Annotated in this window: 14 protein-coding genes; 6 read left to right on the top strand and 8 right to left on the bottom strand. The window is 67.9% G+C overall.

The genetic code is table 11. The features are described 5' to 3' along the window. Window positions 1–56 precede the first annotated feature (56 nt). Entirely contained in the window at window positions 57–1118 is a 1062-nt protein-coding gene (locus tag ACYVKR_RS15195; protein ID WP_460481772.1) for an aldo/keto reductase, read from the top strand. Between the two features lie 3 nt (window positions 1119–1121). Here the strand turns inward: ACYVKR_RS15195 and hutG are convergent, their stop codons facing one another. The 5 genes from hutG to ACYVKR_RS15170 form a co-directional block, all read right to left on the bottom strand. Beyond that, entirely contained in the window at window positions 1122–2090 is a 969-nt protein-coding gene (gene hutG / locus ACYVKR_RS15190) for an arginase family protein (RefSeq protein ID WP_460481771.1), read from the bottom strand. Between the two features lie 34 nt (window positions 2091–2124). Continuing rightward, window positions 2125–3372 (bottom strand): imidazolonepropionase, encoded by a 1248-nt coding sequence (hutI, locus tag ACYVKR_RS15185; protein WP_460481770.1) that lies wholly within the window; start codon window positions 3370–3372, stop codon window positions 2125–2127. A gap of 141 nt (window positions 3373–3513) precedes the next feature. Beyond that, window positions 3514–5046 carry a histidine ammonia-lyase gene (gene hutH / locus ACYVKR_RS15180; protein ID WP_460481769.1) on the bottom strand — a complete coding sequence of 511 codons (1533 nt, stop codon included), beginning with the start codon at window positions 5044–5046 and terminating at the stop codon, window positions 3514–3516. A gap of 40 nt (window positions 5047–5086) precedes the next feature. After that, on the bottom strand, window positions 5087–6784 hold the full coding sequence (gene hutU / locus ACYVKR_RS15175; protein WP_460481768.1) for a urocanate hydratase: 1698 nt from the start codon (window positions 6782–6784) through the stop codon (window positions 5087–5089). Between the two features lie 45 nt (window positions 6785–6829). Continuing rightward, the gene (locus tag ACYVKR_RS15170) at window positions 6830–8299 is read right to left on the bottom strand and encodes a purine-cytosine permease family protein (protein ID WP_460481767.1); all 1470 of its coding nucleotides are present in this window, start codon (window positions 8297–8299) and stop codon (window positions 6830–6832) included. Window positions 8300–8438: 139 nt separating this feature from the next. Between ACYVKR_RS15170 and hutC the strand changes: the two genes are divergently transcribed. The 4 genes from hutC to ACYVKR_RS15150 are packed head-to-tail and all read left to right on the top strand — an operon-like array spanning window position 8439 to window position 11600. Continuing rightward, entirely contained in the window at window positions 8439–9179 is a 741-nt protein-coding gene (gene hutC / locus ACYVKR_RS15165) for a histidine utilization repressor (protein WP_460481766.1), read from the top strand. 11 nt (window positions 9180–9190) lie between these two features. Beyond that, on the top strand, window positions 9191–9685 hold the full coding sequence (ybaK, locus tag ACYVKR_RS15160; RefSeq protein ID WP_460481765.1) for an aminoacyl-tRNA deacylase: 495 nt from the start codon (window positions 9191–9193) through the stop codon (window positions 9683–9685). A 30-nt stretch (window positions 9686–9715) separates the two neighbouring features. After that, window positions 9716–10345 (top strand): glycerol-3-phosphate acyltransferase, encoded by a 630-nt coding sequence (gene plsY, locus ACYVKR_RS15155; protein WP_460481764.1) that lies wholly within the window; start codon window positions 9716–9718, stop codon window positions 10343–10345. A gap of 22 nt (window positions 10346–10367) precedes the next feature. After that, window positions 10368–11600, top strand: coding sequence for an MFS transporter (locus tag ACYVKR_RS15150; protein ID WP_460481763.1), 1233 nt, complete (start codon window positions 10368–10370; stop codon window positions 11598–11600). Between the two features lie 42 nt (window positions 11601–11642). Here the strand turns inward: ACYVKR_RS15150 and ACYVKR_RS15145 are convergent, their stop codons facing one another. Beyond that, complete coding sequence (locus ACYVKR_RS15145) at window positions 11643–12128, bottom strand: YajQ family nucleotide-binding protein (RefSeq protein WP_460481762.1); 486 nt, start codon at window positions 12126–12128, stop codon at window positions 11643–11645. 51 nt (window positions 12129–12179) lie between these two features. Here ACYVKR_RS15145 and murB point away from each other — a divergent pair, with 51 nt between their 5' ends. After that, window positions 12180–13280: a UDP-N-acetylmuramate dehydrogenase gene (murB, locus tag ACYVKR_RS15140; protein WP_460481761.1), complete on the top strand. Its 1101-nt coding sequence runs from the start codon at window positions 12180–12182 to the stop codon at window positions 13278–13280. Window positions 13281–13296: 16 nt separating this feature from the next. Here murB and ACYVKR_RS15135 read toward each other — a convergent pair whose 3' ends face one another. Both ACYVKR_RS15135 and ACYVKR_RS15130 read right to left on the bottom strand, forming a co-directional pair. Continuing rightward, window positions 13297–15066 (bottom strand): hypothetical protein, encoded by a 1770-nt coding sequence (locus ACYVKR_RS15135; RefSeq protein ID WP_460481760.1) that lies wholly within the window; start codon window positions 15064–15066, stop codon window positions 13297–13299. Window positions 15067–15146: 80 nt separating this feature from the next. Continuing rightward, window positions 15147–16055 (bottom strand): type II secretion system F family protein, encoded by a 909-nt coding sequence (locus tag ACYVKR_RS15130; RefSeq protein WP_460481758.1) that lies wholly within the window; start codon window positions 16053–16055, stop codon window positions 15147–15149. Between the last annotated feature and the right edge of the window lie 9 nt (window positions 16056–16064).

Genomic DNA, 16064 nt, shown 5'->3' with positions numbered 1-16064 from the left:
GGGCGGGGAGGCGGCCGATACACTGGCTCCATCGAATGACGAAGGGATGAACAAGCATGCAAGACGTATGGCTGGGACAGCGTGAGCTGCGCGTGTCGCCCATCTGCCTGGGCACCATGACTTTCGGCGAGCAGGTGGCCGAGGCCGAGGCCCACGCGATGCTGGACCGGGCACTGGAGCGCGGCGTGTATTTCTGGGACACGGCCGAGATGTACGCCGTGCCGGCCCGCGAGGCCACCTACGGCGCCACCGAGACCATCCTCGGCCGCTGGTTCGCCGGCCGCCCCGGCGCGCGCGAGCGGGTGGTGCTGGCCACCAAGGTGGCCGGGCCGTCGCGCGGCATGCCGTGGATACGCGAGGGCAAGGGCCTGACGGCGCAGGACATCGTGGCCTCGTGCGAGGGCAGCCTGCGCCGCCTGCGGACCGAGGCGGTCGACCTCTACCAGATCCACTGGCCCGAGCGCCATGTGCCGGCCTTCGGCAACCCGTACTACGACCCGGCCAAGGAGGAGTCGCAGACCTCCATCCACGAGCAGCTCGAGGCGCTGGCGGGATTGGTGAAGGCGGGCAAGGTGCGCCACATCGGCCTGTCGAACGAGACACCCTACGGCGTGCACGAGTTCGTGCGCCTGGCCGAGCAGCACGGGCTGCCGCGCGTGGTGTCGGTGCAGAACCCATACTGCCTGGTCAACCGCAGCTGGGAGAACGGCATGGACGAGAGTTGCCACCGGCTGTCGGTCTCGCTGCTGGCCTATTCGCCGCTCGCCTTTGGCCTGCTGACGGGCAAGTACGATGCCAGCGGTCTCACCGGGCCCGGTGCCCCGCAGGGCGCGCGCATCGCAAGTTATAAATCGGTGCGCAAGCAGCGCTGGGGCCGGCCCGAGTCGCTGGCCGCCGCGCGGCGCTACAACCAGCTCGCGCGCGACCACGGCCTCACGCCGGCCGCGCTGGCGCTGGCCTTCTGCTACACCAAGTGGCAGGTGGCCAGCACCATCATCGGCGTGCGCACGCTGGCACAGCTCGACGAAGACCTGGATGCCTGGGGCACGCGCCTGCCGGCCGAAGCGCTGGCCGAGATCGATCGCATCCGCTGGGAGCTGCGCGACCCGGCGCAGTGAGCGCTATTGCCGGTGCGCGCCGAGCGCGATGCGCGCGGCGATGCGGGCCGCCACGCGTGCGCTGTGCGCGTCGCGGTCGAAGGCTGGGTTCAGCTCGGCGATGTCGGCCAGCGCGAGCTTGCCGCTGGCCAGCACGGTATCGATCAGGCCTTGCACCACGGGCAGCGGCACGCCCAGTGCGGCGGGTGCCGAGACGCCGGGCACCAGGCTCATCGGCAGCACGTCCAGGCAGACCGTGAGGTAGGCGGCGTCGCAGGCCTGCAGGTCGCGGGCCAGCGCGGCGCAGGCCTGGGCCGCACCCTCGGGCGTCTGCAGTGCATCGTCCAGCCAGTAGGGCACGTTCAGGTCGTGCGCGCGCTGGAACAGGGCCGTGGTGTTGGCGTCGCGGTTGATGCCGAAGACCCGGTACTCGAAGGGCCAGCCTTGCTGCGCGCACCAGCCCTGGATCTGGCGGAACGGCGTGCCGGAGTTCGCCTCGCTGGCGGTGCGCAGGTCGAAGTGCGCATCGAGGTTGACGACCAGCACGCGCCGCGGCTGGCTGCCCTGGGCCTGCAGGTGCTGCGCCAGCCCCTGGAAGCTGCCCCAGGCGACTTCATGCCCGCCGCCCAGCACCAGCGGGCGGCAGCCCTGGGCCAGCGCCTGGGCCACGCGGCCAGCCAGTGCGGATTGCGCGGCCTCCAGCCGGCCGTCGGGGCACGAGACATCGCCGGCATCCCACAGGGCCATGCTGTCGTCGTGCAGGGCCAGGTTGGCCAGCACCGACCGCATCGCCTTCGGCCCGCCCGCGGCGCCCTGGCGCCCGCCATTGCGGCGCACGCCTTCGTCGACGGCAAAGCCCATCAGGGCGACGCCGCCGGCGCTGCGCGCGTCGAAGGGGCGCACGCGCTGGTGCCAGCGCGTGGTGGGGCCGGTTTCTTCGGTGTCCACACGGCCGGTCCAGGGCCAGGTGGTGTCGGTGGGGATGGAGGACATGGGGGCGCTTTTTTTCGGGTTGGATGGGGAAAGGTCAGGGCGCGTGGATGCGGCCTTGCCGCACCACGGTGCAGGCGGGGCGCTGGCCCAGCCAGTAGGCCAGCTCGGCGGCCTCCGCCAGCGGCCACAGCACGAAGTTCGCCGGGCGGCCCGCGGCCAGCGTGCCGTGCGTGTCCTGCAGGCCCAGGGCCTGCGCCGCATGGCGGGTGACGCCGGCCAGCGCCTCGGGCACGGTCAGGCCGAACAGGGTGCAGGCCTGGTTGACCATGAGCAGCAGGCTCAGCGCCGGCGAGGTACCGGGGTTGTGGTCGGTCGAGATGGCCATGGGCACGCCGGCCGCGCGCAGCGCTGCGATGGGCGGCATGTGGGTGTCGCGCAGGCAGTAGTAGGCGCCGGGCAGCAGCACGGCCACGGTGCCGGCGGCCTGCATGGCGGCGATGCCGGCGGCGTCGAGGTGCTCGATGTGGTCGCACGACAGCGCGCCGTAGCGCGCGGCCAGCGCCGAGCCGCCCATGTTCGAGAGCTGCTCGGCATGCAGCTTGACGGGCAGGCCCAGTGCCTGCGCCGTGCGGAAGACCTGCTCGGTCTCGGCCAGCGAGAAGCCGATGCGCTCGCAGAACGCATCCACCGCGTCGACCAGGCCTTCCTGCGCGAGTGCGGGCAGCATCTCGTTGCAGACCAGGTCGATGTAGTCCTGGCTGCGCCCCGCATATTCGGGCGGCAGCGCATGCGCGCCGAGGAAGGTGGTGCGCACGGTGACGCCCAGGTCCTCGCCCAGGCGGCGCGCCACGCGCAGCTGCTTGCGCTCGTGCTCCAGCGCCAGCCCGTAGCCCGACTTGATCTCGATGGCGCACACGCCTTCGCGCAGCAGGCTTTGCAGGCGCGGCAGGGCCAGCGCGTAGAGCTCGTCCTCGCTGGCTTGGCGGGTCGCCTTCACGCTGGAGACGATGCCGCCGCCGGCGCGCGCGATCTCTTCGTAGCTGGCGCCGGCCAGGCGCATGGCGAATTCGTTGGCGCGCTGACCGCCATAGACCAGGTGGGTGTGGCAGTCGATCAGGCCCGGCGTGGCGAGCTGCCCGCCGCCGTCATGCGCGGGCAGGGCGGCGTAGGCGGCCGGCACCTGCTGCTGCGGCCCCACCCAGGCGATGTGGCCCTGCTGCACCACGATGCAGGCCACCTCGCCCTCGGCCAGCGGCGCATCGGCGGCGAACAGCGCGGGCGCCAGGCGCAGGTTGAGCCAGCGTCCGTCGGCGGAGGGGCTGGGCGTTGCAGCGGTCGTCATGGCGGGAGTCCTGAAAAAAATGATTTTAATTTGATAGCGCCTTGCGCTTGATCAGCAATGGTTCTGATATGGATCATCGCTGAAGTGCTTGTCTATCAAGCGCAAGAAGCTCCTGTTTGTATAGCTGCCGTGCCCGCGTTCTCAGCGGCTAGGCAGCAGGTCGGCCGCTACCAGGCTGCTCAGGCGGCCGCTGGCGAGCAGGGTGCTGGCGGCCTCGATGTCCGGCGCGAAGAAGCGGTCTTCCTGGTAGAAGGGCACGCTGGCGCGCAGCAGGCCGCGGGCCTGTTCGAGCTTGGGTGAGGTCTTCAGGCCCGTGCGGAAGTCCAGGCCCTGGCAGGCGCCCAGCCATTCGATGGCGAGGATGCCGCGCACGTTCTCGGCCATGGCCCACAGGCGCTTGCCGGCGTTCGGCGCCATCGAGACGTGGTCTTCCTGGTTGGCCGAGGTGGGCAGGCTGGTCACGCTGGCCGGATGCGCCAGCGAGATGTTGTCGCAGGCCAGGGCCGCGGCCGTGACCTGGGCGATCATGAAGCCGGAGTTCACGCCGCCGTTGTTCACCAGGAACGGGGGCAGCTGCGACATGTGCTTGTCCATCATCAGCGAGATGCGGCGTTCGGACAGCGCGCCGATCTCGGCCAGCGCCAGCGCCAGGTTGTCGGCCGCCATGGCCACCGGCTCGGCGTGGAAGTTGCCGCCCGAGACCACGTCGCCCTGCTCGGCGAACACCAGCGGGTTGTCGGACACGGCATTGGCCTCGATGGCCAGCACCTCGGCGGCCTGGCGCAACTGCGTGAGGCACGCGCCCATGACCTGGGGCTGACAGCGCAGCGAGTACGGGTCCTGCACCTTGTCGCAGTCCCGGTGCGACTCGCCCACTTCGCTGGCCGGCGTGAGCAGGTCGCGGAAGGCCGCGGCCACGTCGATCTGGCCCGGCTGGCCGCGCGCGGCGTGGATGCGTGCGTCGAAGGGCAGGCGCGAGCCGAGCAGTGCCTCCACGCTGAGGCTGCCGCAGACCAGGCCGGCGGCGAGCAGATCCTCGGCCTCGAACAGGCCGCGCAGCGCATAGGCGGTGGACACCTGGGTGCCGTTGAGCAGCGCCAGGCCTTCCTTGGCGGCCAGCGTCAGCGGCTGCAGGCCGGCGATGGCCAGGGCCTCCTTGGCGGGCAGCCATTCGCCGCGGTGGCGGGCCTTGCTTTCGCCCAGCAGCAGCAGCGACATGTGGGCCAGCGGCGCCAGGTCGCCCGAGGCGCCGACCGAGCCCTTGAGCGGGATGTGCGGATAGACCTCGGCGTTGACCAGCGCGATGAGGCTGTCGATGACGACGCGGCGGATGCCGGAGATGCCGCGCGCCAGGCTGTTGATCTTGAGCACCATGATGAGGCGCACCATGGCGTCGTCCAGCGCCTCGCCCACGCCGGCGGCGTGGGACAGCACCAGCGAGCGCTGCAGCCGGGCCAGGTCCTCGGGCGCGATCTTGGTCGAGGCCAGCAGGCCGAAACCCGTGTTGATGCCGTAGGCCGTGCGGCCTTCGGTAATGATCTTCTCGACACAGGCCACGGAGGCGGCTATGGCCGCGCCGGCGCTGGCGTCGAGCTGCAGCTGCACCGGCTGCTCGTAGCACTGGCGCAGCTCGGCAAGGCGCAGGCGGCCGGGGTGGATAGGCAGATGGGCCATGTTCTTTCCTCCGTGGTATCTATGGTTCGCAGTGTGGTGCTTATTTGATCATCGGCAGCTTGAGCCCTTGCTTGCGCGCGGTCTCGATGGCCAGCTCGTAGCCCGCGTCCGCATGGCGCATCACGCCCGAGCCGCAGTCGTTGACCAGCACGCGCGCCAGGCGGTCGGCCGCGGCGTCGGTGCCGTCGGCCACGATGACCATGCCCGAGTGCTGAGAGTAGCCCATGCCCACGCCGCCGCCATGGTGCAGGCTGACCCAGCTGGCGCCGCCGGCGGTGTTGAGCAGCGCGTTGAGCAGCGGCCAGTCGGAGACGGCGTCGGTGCCGTCCTTCATGGACTCGGTCTCGCGGTTGGGGCTGGCCACCGAGCCGGTGTCCAGGTGGTCGCGGCCGATGACGATGGGGGCCTTGAGCTCGCCGTTCTTCACCATCTCGTTGAAGGCCAGGCCCGCCAGGTGGCGCTCGCCCAGGCCCAGCCAGCAGATGCGCGCCGGCAGGCCCTGGAAGGCGATGCGCTCGCGCGCCATGTCGAGCCAGCGGTGCGTGTGCTTGTTGTTCGGGAACAGTTCCTTGATCTTGGCGTCGGTCTTGTAGATGTCTTCCGGATCACCCGACAGCGCCACCCAGCGGAATGGACCCTTGCCCTCGCAGAACAGCGGGCGGATGTAGGCCGGCACGAAGCCGGGGAAGTCGAAGGCGTTCTCCACGCCCATGTCCTTCGCCACCTGGCGGATGTTGTTGCCGTAGTCCACCGTGGGGATGCCCATGGCCTGGAAGTCCAGCATGGCCTGCACATGCACGGCGCAGCCGCGGGCGGCGGCATCGGTCAGCTTGGCGTGCTGGGCCGGGTCGCGCTGGGCGGCTTTCCACTGCGCCACGCTCCAGCCAACAGGCAGGTAGCCGTTGATGAGGTCGTGGGCCGAGGTCTGGTCGGTCACCAGGTCGGGCTTGATGCCGCCGGCCTGGGCGCGGCGCACCAGCTCGGGCAGGATTTCGGCGGCATTGCCCAGCAGGCCGATGGAGATGGCCTTCTTCTCCTGCGTGTAGCGCTGGATGCGGGCCAGCGCGTCGTCCAGGTCGGTGGCCTGCTCGTCGAGGTAGCGCGAGCGCAGGCGGAAGTCGATGCTGCTTTGCTGGCATTCGATGTTCAGCGAGCAGGCGCCGGCCAGCGTGGCCGCCAGCGGCTGGGCGCCGCCCATGCCGCCGAGGCCGGCGGTCAGGATCCACTTGCCCGAGAGGTCGTTGTTGTAGTGCTGGCGGCCGGCTTCGACGAAGGTCTCGAACGTGCCCTGCACGATGCCCTGGCTGCCGATGTAGATCCAGCTGCCGGCCGTCATCTGGCCGTACATGAACAGGCCCTTGCGGTCGAGTTCATTGAAGTGTTCCCAGTTGGCCCATTGCGGCACCAGGTTGGAGTTGGCCAGCAGCACGCGGGGCGCGCCGGCATGGGTCTTGAACACGCCGACGGGCTTGCCCGATTGCACCAGCAGGGTCTCGTCCTCGTTCAGGTCCTTGAGCGAGGCCAGGATCTGGTCGAAGCATTCCCAGTTGCGCGCCGCGCGGCCGATGCCGCCGTAGACCACCAGGGCCTGCGGGTTCTCGGCCACCTCCGGGTCGAGGTTGTTCTGCAGCATGCGGTAGGCCGCCTCGGCAATCCAGTTCTTGCAGTGGAGCTGGGCGCCGCGGGGAGCGCGGATGACGCGGGTGGGGTCGATGCGGGGGTCGATGTTGGTGGTCATGGTGGTGTCTTTGAAAAAGGGGGGAATGGGAGGAGGGGCCAGCCGTCAGGGCTTGGCGTGGATGTGGTTCGCCGCGGCGTACGCGCCGGGCTGGGGGGCTGCGGGGGCAGGCGTGCTGCTGGCGGGGTAGACCATCTGCTGCGGCACATCCATGCTGCGCTTGGCCAGCGGGTAGTACACCAGCGAGGTCACGACCAGGCTGACGATCCAGGAGATGTCGGCGCCGCCGAGCATCACGGCCACCGGGCCTTTGTACAGGGCCTGGTTCAGGAACGGGATCTGCACCAGGATGCCCAGCACATAGCAGCCCAGCGCCATGAAGTTGTAGCTGCCGTAGCGGCCCTGGGGGTCGTACAGCGCGGGGATGTCGACCCGCTCCTTGGACACCAGGTAGTAGTCCACCAGGTTCACTGCGCTCCACGGCACGAAGAAGGTCAGCAGCAGCAGCATGAAGTTTTTGAAGTTGTTCAGGAAGTCGGCGCTGGCCAGCAGGGCCACCCCCAGCGACAGCAGCACGAAGCCGATGATGTAGGCGATGCGCGCGGCGGGCGAGATCTGCGTCTTGTTGTTGAAGCCGCTGACCGTGGTCAGGATGGTCATGCAGCCGCCGTAGGCGTTGAGGCAGTTCACCGTCAGCTTGCCCGACACGATCACCAGGTAGATCACGATGGCGGCAGGGCCGGCCAGGTCGCCGAGGAAGCCGACCTGGTTCTTCAGGAACTGGCCGCCCAGCGCGGCGATCAGCACGCCCAGCGTCATGGCGATCTGCGCGCCGATCACGCTGCCCAGGAAGGTGGTGGTGAAGGCGCGAGCGGTGGAGGTCTTGGACGGCAGGTAGCGCGAATAGTCGGCCACGTAGGGCGCAAAGGTCATCTGCCAGCCGGCCGACAGGGCCACCGCGAGCAGGAAGGTGGCCCAGGTGAAGGGCTTCTGGCCGAAGGCGCCGGCCACGTCGTACTGCGTGCCCAGGCGCACGGCCAGGTAGGCGAAGCCCAGCAGCCCGATCACCGTGGCCACGCGGCCGAGCACGTGAATCAGGCGGTAACCCACCACGGCGACGAGGGAGGTCAGCGCGCCGAAGATGAGCATGCCGGTCTCGGGGGACGAGAAGCCGAACATGCGGTTGATGGCTTGGCCGGACAGCACCGTGCCCGTGGCGGCGAAGCCCAGGTACATCAGCACCACCAGCACCAGCGGCAGCGAGGCGCCCTTGACGCCGAACTGCACGCGGCTGGAGATCATCTGCGGCAGCCCCAGGCGCGGGCCCTGGGCGGAGTGCAGCGCCATGACGATGCCGCCGAGGACGTTGCCGATCAGCAGGCCGATGATGGCGGTCATGGCCTCGGCGCCGAACACGATGGCCAGCGCACCATCGACGATCGCGGTGATCTGGCAGTTGGCGCCGAACCAGAGTGTGAACTGGCTCCAGCTGGAGCCGTGGCGCTCCTGCTCCGGAACCATGTCGATGGTGCGGGTCTCGACGGCACCATGGGCGACGGACTTGGTGGGTTGCATAGGTTTCCTTACGGGCGGCTTGTCTCTATTGATAATACAAATAAATGTTTATTTGTCTAAGTTGTATATACAAATTGGACCATGCGAGAATAGGGCCGTCAATACAGTCGATCCCGATTTGGGTTAGGTGTTTTCCCGTATGAACTCTGAGCCCATGGTTTCCGGCGCGAATGCCTCCACTGGCGGCAAGCAGCCGGCTTTCGAACGTGTCAAGGCGCATGTGCTGGCGCAGATCCAGGGGGGCACCTGGCGCGAGGGGGACGCCATTCCCAGCGAGGACGCCCTGTCCAAGTCCTTCGGCGTCTCGCGCATGACCGTGAACCGCGCGCTGCGCGAACTCACCGCCGAGCAGCTGCTGGTGCGCGTGCAGGGCTCGGGCACCTTCGTGGCGCAGCAGAAGTACCAGGCCACGCTGGTGTCGCTGCGCAACATCGCCGACGAGATCGCGGCCCGTGGCCATGTCCACCGCAGCGAACTGCACCTGCTGGAGCGCGCCACGGCGCGCGACGGGCTGGCCGGCCATTTCGGGCTGCCGGTCGGGGCGCCGCTGTTCCACTCCATCGTCCTGCACCTGGAGAACGACCAGCCTATCCAGTGGGAGGACCGCTACGTCAACCCGGCCGTGGCGCCGGACTACATGGCCTGCGACTTCCACACGCAGACGCCCAATGCCTACCTGACGCGGGTGGCGCCGCTGCAGGGGGTGTCCTTCCGCATCGAGGCCTGCATGCCGCCGCCCGAGGTGCGCGACGTGCTGCGCATGGGGGCGCAGGAGCCGTCTCTGGTGCTGTGGCGCCGCACGCTGTCGATGCAGCAGGTGGCGTCGGTGGCCAAGATGTGGCACCCGGCGTCGCGCTACCAGTTTGCCGGCAGCTTCTGAGCGGAGGACGCATGGCCAAGAAAAACAACCATATCTCCGAAACGCCCGCCACCCAGATGCTGCGCGCGGCGAAGGTGGATTTCACCGAGCACCCCTACGACTATGTGGAACACGGCGGCACCGAGGAATCGGCGCGGCAGCTCGGCCTGGACGAGCACGTGGTGGTCAAGACGCTGGTGATGCAAGACCAGGATGCCAGGCCGCTGATCGTGCTGATGCATGGCGACCGCAAGGTGTCCACCAAGAACCTGGCGCGGCAGATCGGCGCCAAGTCGGTCGAGCCCTGCAAGCCCGAGGTGGCCAACCGCCACAGTGGCTACCTGGTGGGCGGCACCTCGCCCTTCGGTACCCGCAAGGCCATGCCGGTGTATGTGGAGCAGAGCATCCTGGCGCTGCCGCGCATCGCCATCAACGGCGGGCGGCGCGGTTTTCTGGTGCAGCTCGATCCCCGGGTTTGTGCTGAACTGCTGCATGCCGTGCCGGTGCAGTGCGCGCTGGCAGAATAACGGCCTCTGTAGAACTATGAAATTGCGGCCATGACCATGGTGTACCCGATCCTCGTTGCCATTGCGGCCTATCTGCTGGGCTCGCTGTCCTTTGCTGTCATCGTCAGCCGCGTCATGGGGCTGAACGACCCGCGCACCTACGGCAGCAAGAACCCCGGCGCCACCAACGTGCTGCGCTCCGGCTCCAAGGCGGCGGCCGTGGCCACGCTGGCGCTCGATGCCGCCAAGGGCTGGCTGGCGGTGGCGCTGGTGGCCTGGTTCGGCAAGCCCTACGGCCTGGGCGAGGGCACGATGGCGCTGGCGGGGCTGGGCGCCTTCCTCGGCCACCTGTGGCCGGTGTTCTTCAAGTTCGAGGGCGGCAAGGGCGTCGCCACGGCACTGGGCGTGCTGCTGGGCTTCAGCGGCTGGCTGGCGCTGGCCACGCTGCTGACCTGGATCATCATCGCCGTGTTCTTCCGCTATTCGTCGCTGGCGGCGCTGGTGGCCTCGGTGTTCGCGCCGGTGTACTACGTGCTGGGCGGCGGCGTGGCCTGGGAGTTCGACAAATGGATCTGCACCGCCATCGTGCTGATGTCGGCCCTGCTGATCTACCGCCACCGCGTCAACATCCAGCGCCTGATCGAAGGCAAGGAATCGAAGCTGGGGCAGAAGAAGAAATAGGCCCAGCCGATCTTGAGCTGACATGACTCCCCGTGATCACGCGCCCCCCACCACCTCTGCCTGGCAGAGGATGGGGCTGGCAGTGGTCGTGCTGTCGCAGTGCCTGGGCACCTCGCTGTGGTTCAGCCCGGCCGGCGCGGCTTCGGGACTGATGGCGCGCTGGCACCTGCAGACGGCGGAGTTCTCGTGGCTGCTGGTCGCCACGCAGATAGGCTTCATCACCGGTTCGTTCCTGATCGCCCTGAGTGGCATGGCCGACCGCTGGCCGGCCAGCCGGATCTTTGCCGCCAGCTGCCTGGTCGGCGCGCTGGCCAATGCCGCGCTGGTGTTGCCCGACCTGGGCTTTGGCGCCGCATGGTGGATCCGGGCGGTGGTCGGCGTGTGCATTGCCGGCATCTATCCCCTGGGCATGAAGCTGGTGGTGCAGTGGGTGGGCGGCAAACCGGCGCTGGCGCTGGCCTGGCTGGTCGCCATGCTCACGCTGGGCACCGCCATGCCGCACGCCTTGCGGGCCTATGGGATCGTGTGGCCGTGGGAATATGTGCTGATCGGCTCCTCGCTGCTGGCGGTGCTGGGCGGCGCCATGGTGGCGGCGGTGGGCGACGGGGCTTTCCGGCCGGCGTCTGCACCTGCGCTGCGGCTGAGCCTGCAGGATCTGCTGGTGCTGGCCCGCAACAAAGCGCTGCGGGCCTCCGCGGGCGGCTATTTCGGCCACATGTGGGAGCTCTATGCGTTCTGGGCGGTGGTGCCCTTGCTGGGGGCGAGGGTGGTTGCGTCTTTTGGCGATGCCTCGTCAGCGCAAGGGCCAACTGCCTGGTATGGCTGGTTGGCGGCGCTGGTGATCGGCATAGGCGCGCTTGGTTGCCTGGCCGGCGGGTATGCGGTGCGCCGCCTGGGCAGCGCCCGGGTGGCCTTCATCGCGCTGGCGGGCTCGGGGCTGATCTGTGCGCTGTATCCGCTGGTGCCGGCCACGGCCGTGCCGTGGCGCCTGTTGCTGCTGGTGCTTTGGGGCGTGCTGGTGGTGGCCGATTCGCCGCAGTTTTCGGCGCTGTCATCGCAGGCCGCGCCGCCGCCCTTGCTGGGGCTGGCGCTGGTCATGCAGAACGGCATTGGCTTCCTGATCTCGGTGGTCTCCATGCTGCTGCTCGGCGCCGTGATCGGGCGCTGGGGCGAGCAGGCTCTGTGGCTGCTGCTGCCCGGCCCGCTGCTGGGCCTATGGGCCCTGCGCTCGCTGGTCTGGCCTGCTCGGGCATGAAAAAACCAGCCGCCAGGGCTGGTTTTTCTGGCAGGGCGTTGCTCAGTCGCGGAAGTTGTTGAACGACAGCGGCACTTCCGACACGTCCTTCTTGAGCAGCGCCATCACGGCCTGCAGGTCGTCGCGCTTGGTGCCGGTCACGCGCACGGCATCGCCCTGGATGGCGGCCTGCACCTTGATCTTGCTTTCCTTCACCAGCTTCTGGATCTTCTTGGCGAGTTCCGACTCGATGCCGTTGCGCACCTTGATGACCTGCTTGACCTTGTCGCCGCCGATCTTCTGCACGCTGCCCTTGTCGAGGAAGCGCACGTCCACATTGCGCTTGGTGAGCTTGCTCCGCAGGATTTCCTCGACCTGCTGCAGTTGGAAATCGGCATCGCCGAACAGGGTGATTTCCTTGTCCTTCAGCTCGATGCCGGCCGAGGTTCCCTTGAAGTCGAAGCGCGTGCCGATCTCCTTGGCGGAGTTGTCGACGGCATTCTTCACTTCCACGAAATCGGCTTCGCAAACCGTGTCAAACGATGGCATGTATCTTTTCCTTTCCAATAGCGTGCGCAGCACCGGTGCGACAATCTACCGATGTTAGTCGAGAAATTTATCCCCCTGCAGCAGTACAACACGTTTGGCATCATGGCCCGCGCCGCTTCCCTGATCCGGGTGCAGGGCGAGGATGACATCCGCCAGTTCATCGCCCAGCCGCCCGCCGGCGCCAGCCGCGACGTGGTGGTGCTGGGCGGCGGCAGCAACATCGTGCTGACCGGCGACGTGGAGCCCACGGTCTTCAAGATGGAAATCAAGGGCCGACGCGTGGTGGCCGAAACCGACAAGGCCTTCATCGTCGAGATCGGCGCGGGCGAGGTATGGCACGACACCGTGGCCTGGACGCTGGACCAGGGCCTGCCGGGCCTGGAAAACCTGGCGCTGATCCCTGGCACCGTGGGCGCCGCGCCGGTGCAGAACATCGGCGCCTATGGCGTGGAGTTGCAGGACCGCTTCGACTCGCTCGATGCCGTCGATCTGGTCAGCGGCCAGAGCTTCTCGCTCGATGCCGCGCAGTGCGCCTTCGGCTACCGCGACTCGGTCTTCAAGCACCAGCCGGCCGAGACCTTGCCCCTGTCGACGCTGATGCGCCAGCCCGGCGGCGCGGTGCCTCGCGGCATGGGGCTGGCAGGCCGCGCCGTCATCACCCGCGTGCGCCTGGCGCTGCCCAAGCCCTGGAAGCCCGAGCTGAGCTACCTGGACCTGACCCGCAAGCAGGCCGAGAAAGGCGTGGAACTGCCCACGGGGCGCGATATCTTCGACTGGGTCTGCGAGATCCGCCGCGCCAAGCTGCCCGACCCCGCGGTGATCGGCAACGCGGGCAGCTTCTTCAAGAACCCTACGGTGACGGCCGAGCAGTGCGCCGACATCATCGCCATCGAGCCCAAGATCGTGCATTACCCCATGCTGGACGGCAGCATCAAGCTGGCGGCGGGCTGGATGATCGACGCCTGCGGCTGGCGCGGCAAGTCCATCGGCAAGGCCGGCGTCTACGACAAGCAGGCGCTGGTGCTGGTCAACCAGGGCAGCGGCGAGAACAGCGTGACCGGCGGCGAGGTGATGACCCTGGCCCGCGCCATCCAGACCAGCGTGTATGAGCGCTTCGGCATCCGGCTGGAGCCGGAGCCGGTGGTGTGGTGACCCTGGTGCTGTGGCGCTATTTCCCCGCATCTCCATCCGAGACGCGCTTGTACAGCCACCAGGCGCCCAATTGTTCGCGTTGCGGCAGCCAACTGATTTCCTCGCCCTGGCTCACCCGGCCTAGCAAGGTGTTGCGGGCCTTGGGTGGAATCGGCAACAGGCCGCACTCCAGCACGTAGTCAATCCGGCGGCGAGCGATGATGTCCTGCGCCTGGACATCCGGTGGCAGGCTGAGCCATACGCGGAAGACATCGACGATGCCCGAGACATTGTGGTGGTAGTTGCCGGCCACTACCTTGTGATGGGTGCGCCATAGCAGTTCCGGCCCCAGATTGGTGGACGCGAGCATGGTGCCGGGCGGCAGGCTGTTCAGTTGCTGCGCAATGTCCGACAGATGGCAGCCGCTCTTGGCTTCGTCCTTCTTTTCCGCGGGCTGGAGCGCGGCCAGGCCCAATGCGAGGCCGACCTGGAGCGGTGGCAGAAGAAGCAGTGCGGCCGCGCGCCATTGCTCGCGCGCGGATAACTGGTGTACCGATGCGGTGGAAAAGGCGTGTTGCCGTGCCAGTGCCATGCCATAGGCCAGAGCGGTCACGAAAGCAGCCGCTGCGCCCATGCGGATATGCCAGGCACCGAGCGCCCCATAAGCCAGCGTCGTCACCGCCAGCACGGTCAGCCACAGGCTGCGCTCGCGCCAGGCGACATACAGCAGCAAGGTGCCCGCGAGCATCGGCATGAAGATGAGCACCAACCACTCATGCGGCTTGCCAGCAGCTTGCAGTTCTCCGATCTGCTCCCACCATATGCCCTTGATCTCGTCCGGAATGAGACCCTGGGGCCCGGCGAGCGCCCCTGGAACGGCGAACAGCCAGACGCCCCCTGCCAGTAGCGCGGCTCCCGTCAGCGCGGGAAAGGACAGGGGCCATTCCATGGCGCGCCGGGTCAGCACATCCGTCAGTGCCAGCAGGCCTGCGAGCAGCGCGGCCAGCAGCAGCCAGGCCAGGCTGACATGGTCCAGGGCCCAGGCGCTGAAGGTCGGAGGTGGTGGGTCCACGTGCCAGCCCCAGGCTAGCATGGCCAGCAGGCCGACGGCTACCGGCCAGCAAGGCTCTCCCTGGGGCGACGATTGCAGGCGCCGGGCAGCCCGCATGGCCGCCAGCGCCACGACCAGCGGCATGGTTTCGGGCGAAGTCCACAGGGCCAGGCCCAGCAGGAGGCCGCCCGCCAGATCTGCTACGCCGGCTTGCAGAGGCGACGCGGCCCCGCCGCGCAGAAGAAAGCAGGTGGCCGCCGCCAAGGGCACCAGCATGAAAACGTGATGGGTAATCTGGATCAGCTGTCCATAGGCCCACAGGGGGGCGCTGGTGGCCAGTACGAGTGCCGAGACTAAGGCGGCCAGCCGCCCACCCTGGCGAATGACCGCCCTGGCTACGAGCGCCGCCAGCAGCAGCACGCAGATCACGGTTAAGCCGCCGCCCGCCCAGAGCAGGGCGGTGTCCTGGCCGAGCCCACATGCCATCAACCCCCGTGCCAGCATGAGCACCGACCAGGAATGCACCGCCGACCAGTGCAGGTAGCTGCCATCTGGGGCGTTGTCGCGCGCCATGTACTGGAAGCCGGTCTGCGGCGTGTATTCGCGCAGCAGCACCAGCTTGTAGTAGCTATCCGGGTTGGTCAGATTCGCTGTCGCGAGCAAGGGGATCTGGTCCGCGCACTGCTTGGCAACGGCCAGCAGCATGATGAGCAGGGCAAGGAGCAGGGCCTTGCGGGGCGTTAGATGGTCAAGCATGGCTCGACGTACCCTCCCATCAGAAAGCTGGAGAAACCGGAGGAGTCTTCCTCAGTTGTTATGGCTCCGCCTTGGATGGCTCACCACTGGCCGCCGATCATCGGCATCACGAGGCGCACGATGCGGATGATCGCCGGCCCCAGCACCACCATGATGATGGCCGGGAAGATGAACATCACCAGCGGAAACAGCATCTTGGTGGGGATCTTTGCTGCCAGTTCCTCGGCGCGCATCTGTCGCTTGTGGCGCAGGTCGTCCGAGAAGACCCGTAGCGAATCGCCGATGCTGGTGCCGAACTTGTCTGCCTGCATCAGCATGGCGGAGAAGGTCTGGATCTCGCCTACATTGGTGCGGGCGGCCAGATTGCGGAGGGCCCGTTCACGGGTGCTGCCAGCGCGCATTTCGAGATTGGTCCAGTGCAACTCCTCGGCAAGCGCCTCGCTCTTGATGCGCATCTCCTCTGTCACCTTGCCCAGTGCGGCATCCAGGCCCATGCCGGCCTCCACGCAGACCAGCATCAGGTCGGCGGCGTCGGGAAAGCTCTCGAAAATCTCGCGCTTGCGCCGTGCGGCCATCCAACGCAGCGTCAGGTTGGGCAGGTAGCAGGCCAGCAGTGCCGACGTTGCCACCCAGAACACGAGGATGGCGGTATCGGTGGTGCCGGTGGCCAGCAGCAGCGAATACATGCCCACCGCTGCCAGCAGCGGCAGCAGCGTCTTGGCGCCAAAGTAGACCAGCGGTGCATCTTCGTGGCGGATTCCGGCGTTCAGCAGGCGCAAGCGTAGAGGCGTGGCATTCATCCCCTCAGTGGGCGAGGACAGGTGCGCGAAGGGCCCCACCAGCTTGACCACGGTCTCCTTCCAGTCGTTGTCAGGCGATGGTGCCAGCGTCTTCAGGCGCTGCTCCGTGGTGGTGGGCGTGAGCCACAGCCGCAGGGCCAGTGCCGCCAGCATGACCGCAAAAAAGGTCAACAGGGCAATTGTCAGCATGGTAGCCTC

The organism is Comamonas humi, from assembly GCF_054782535.1.
The sequence above is the reverse complement of the archived record's forward strand: the minus strand, read 5'-3'. Positions and strand labels throughout refer to the sequence as shown.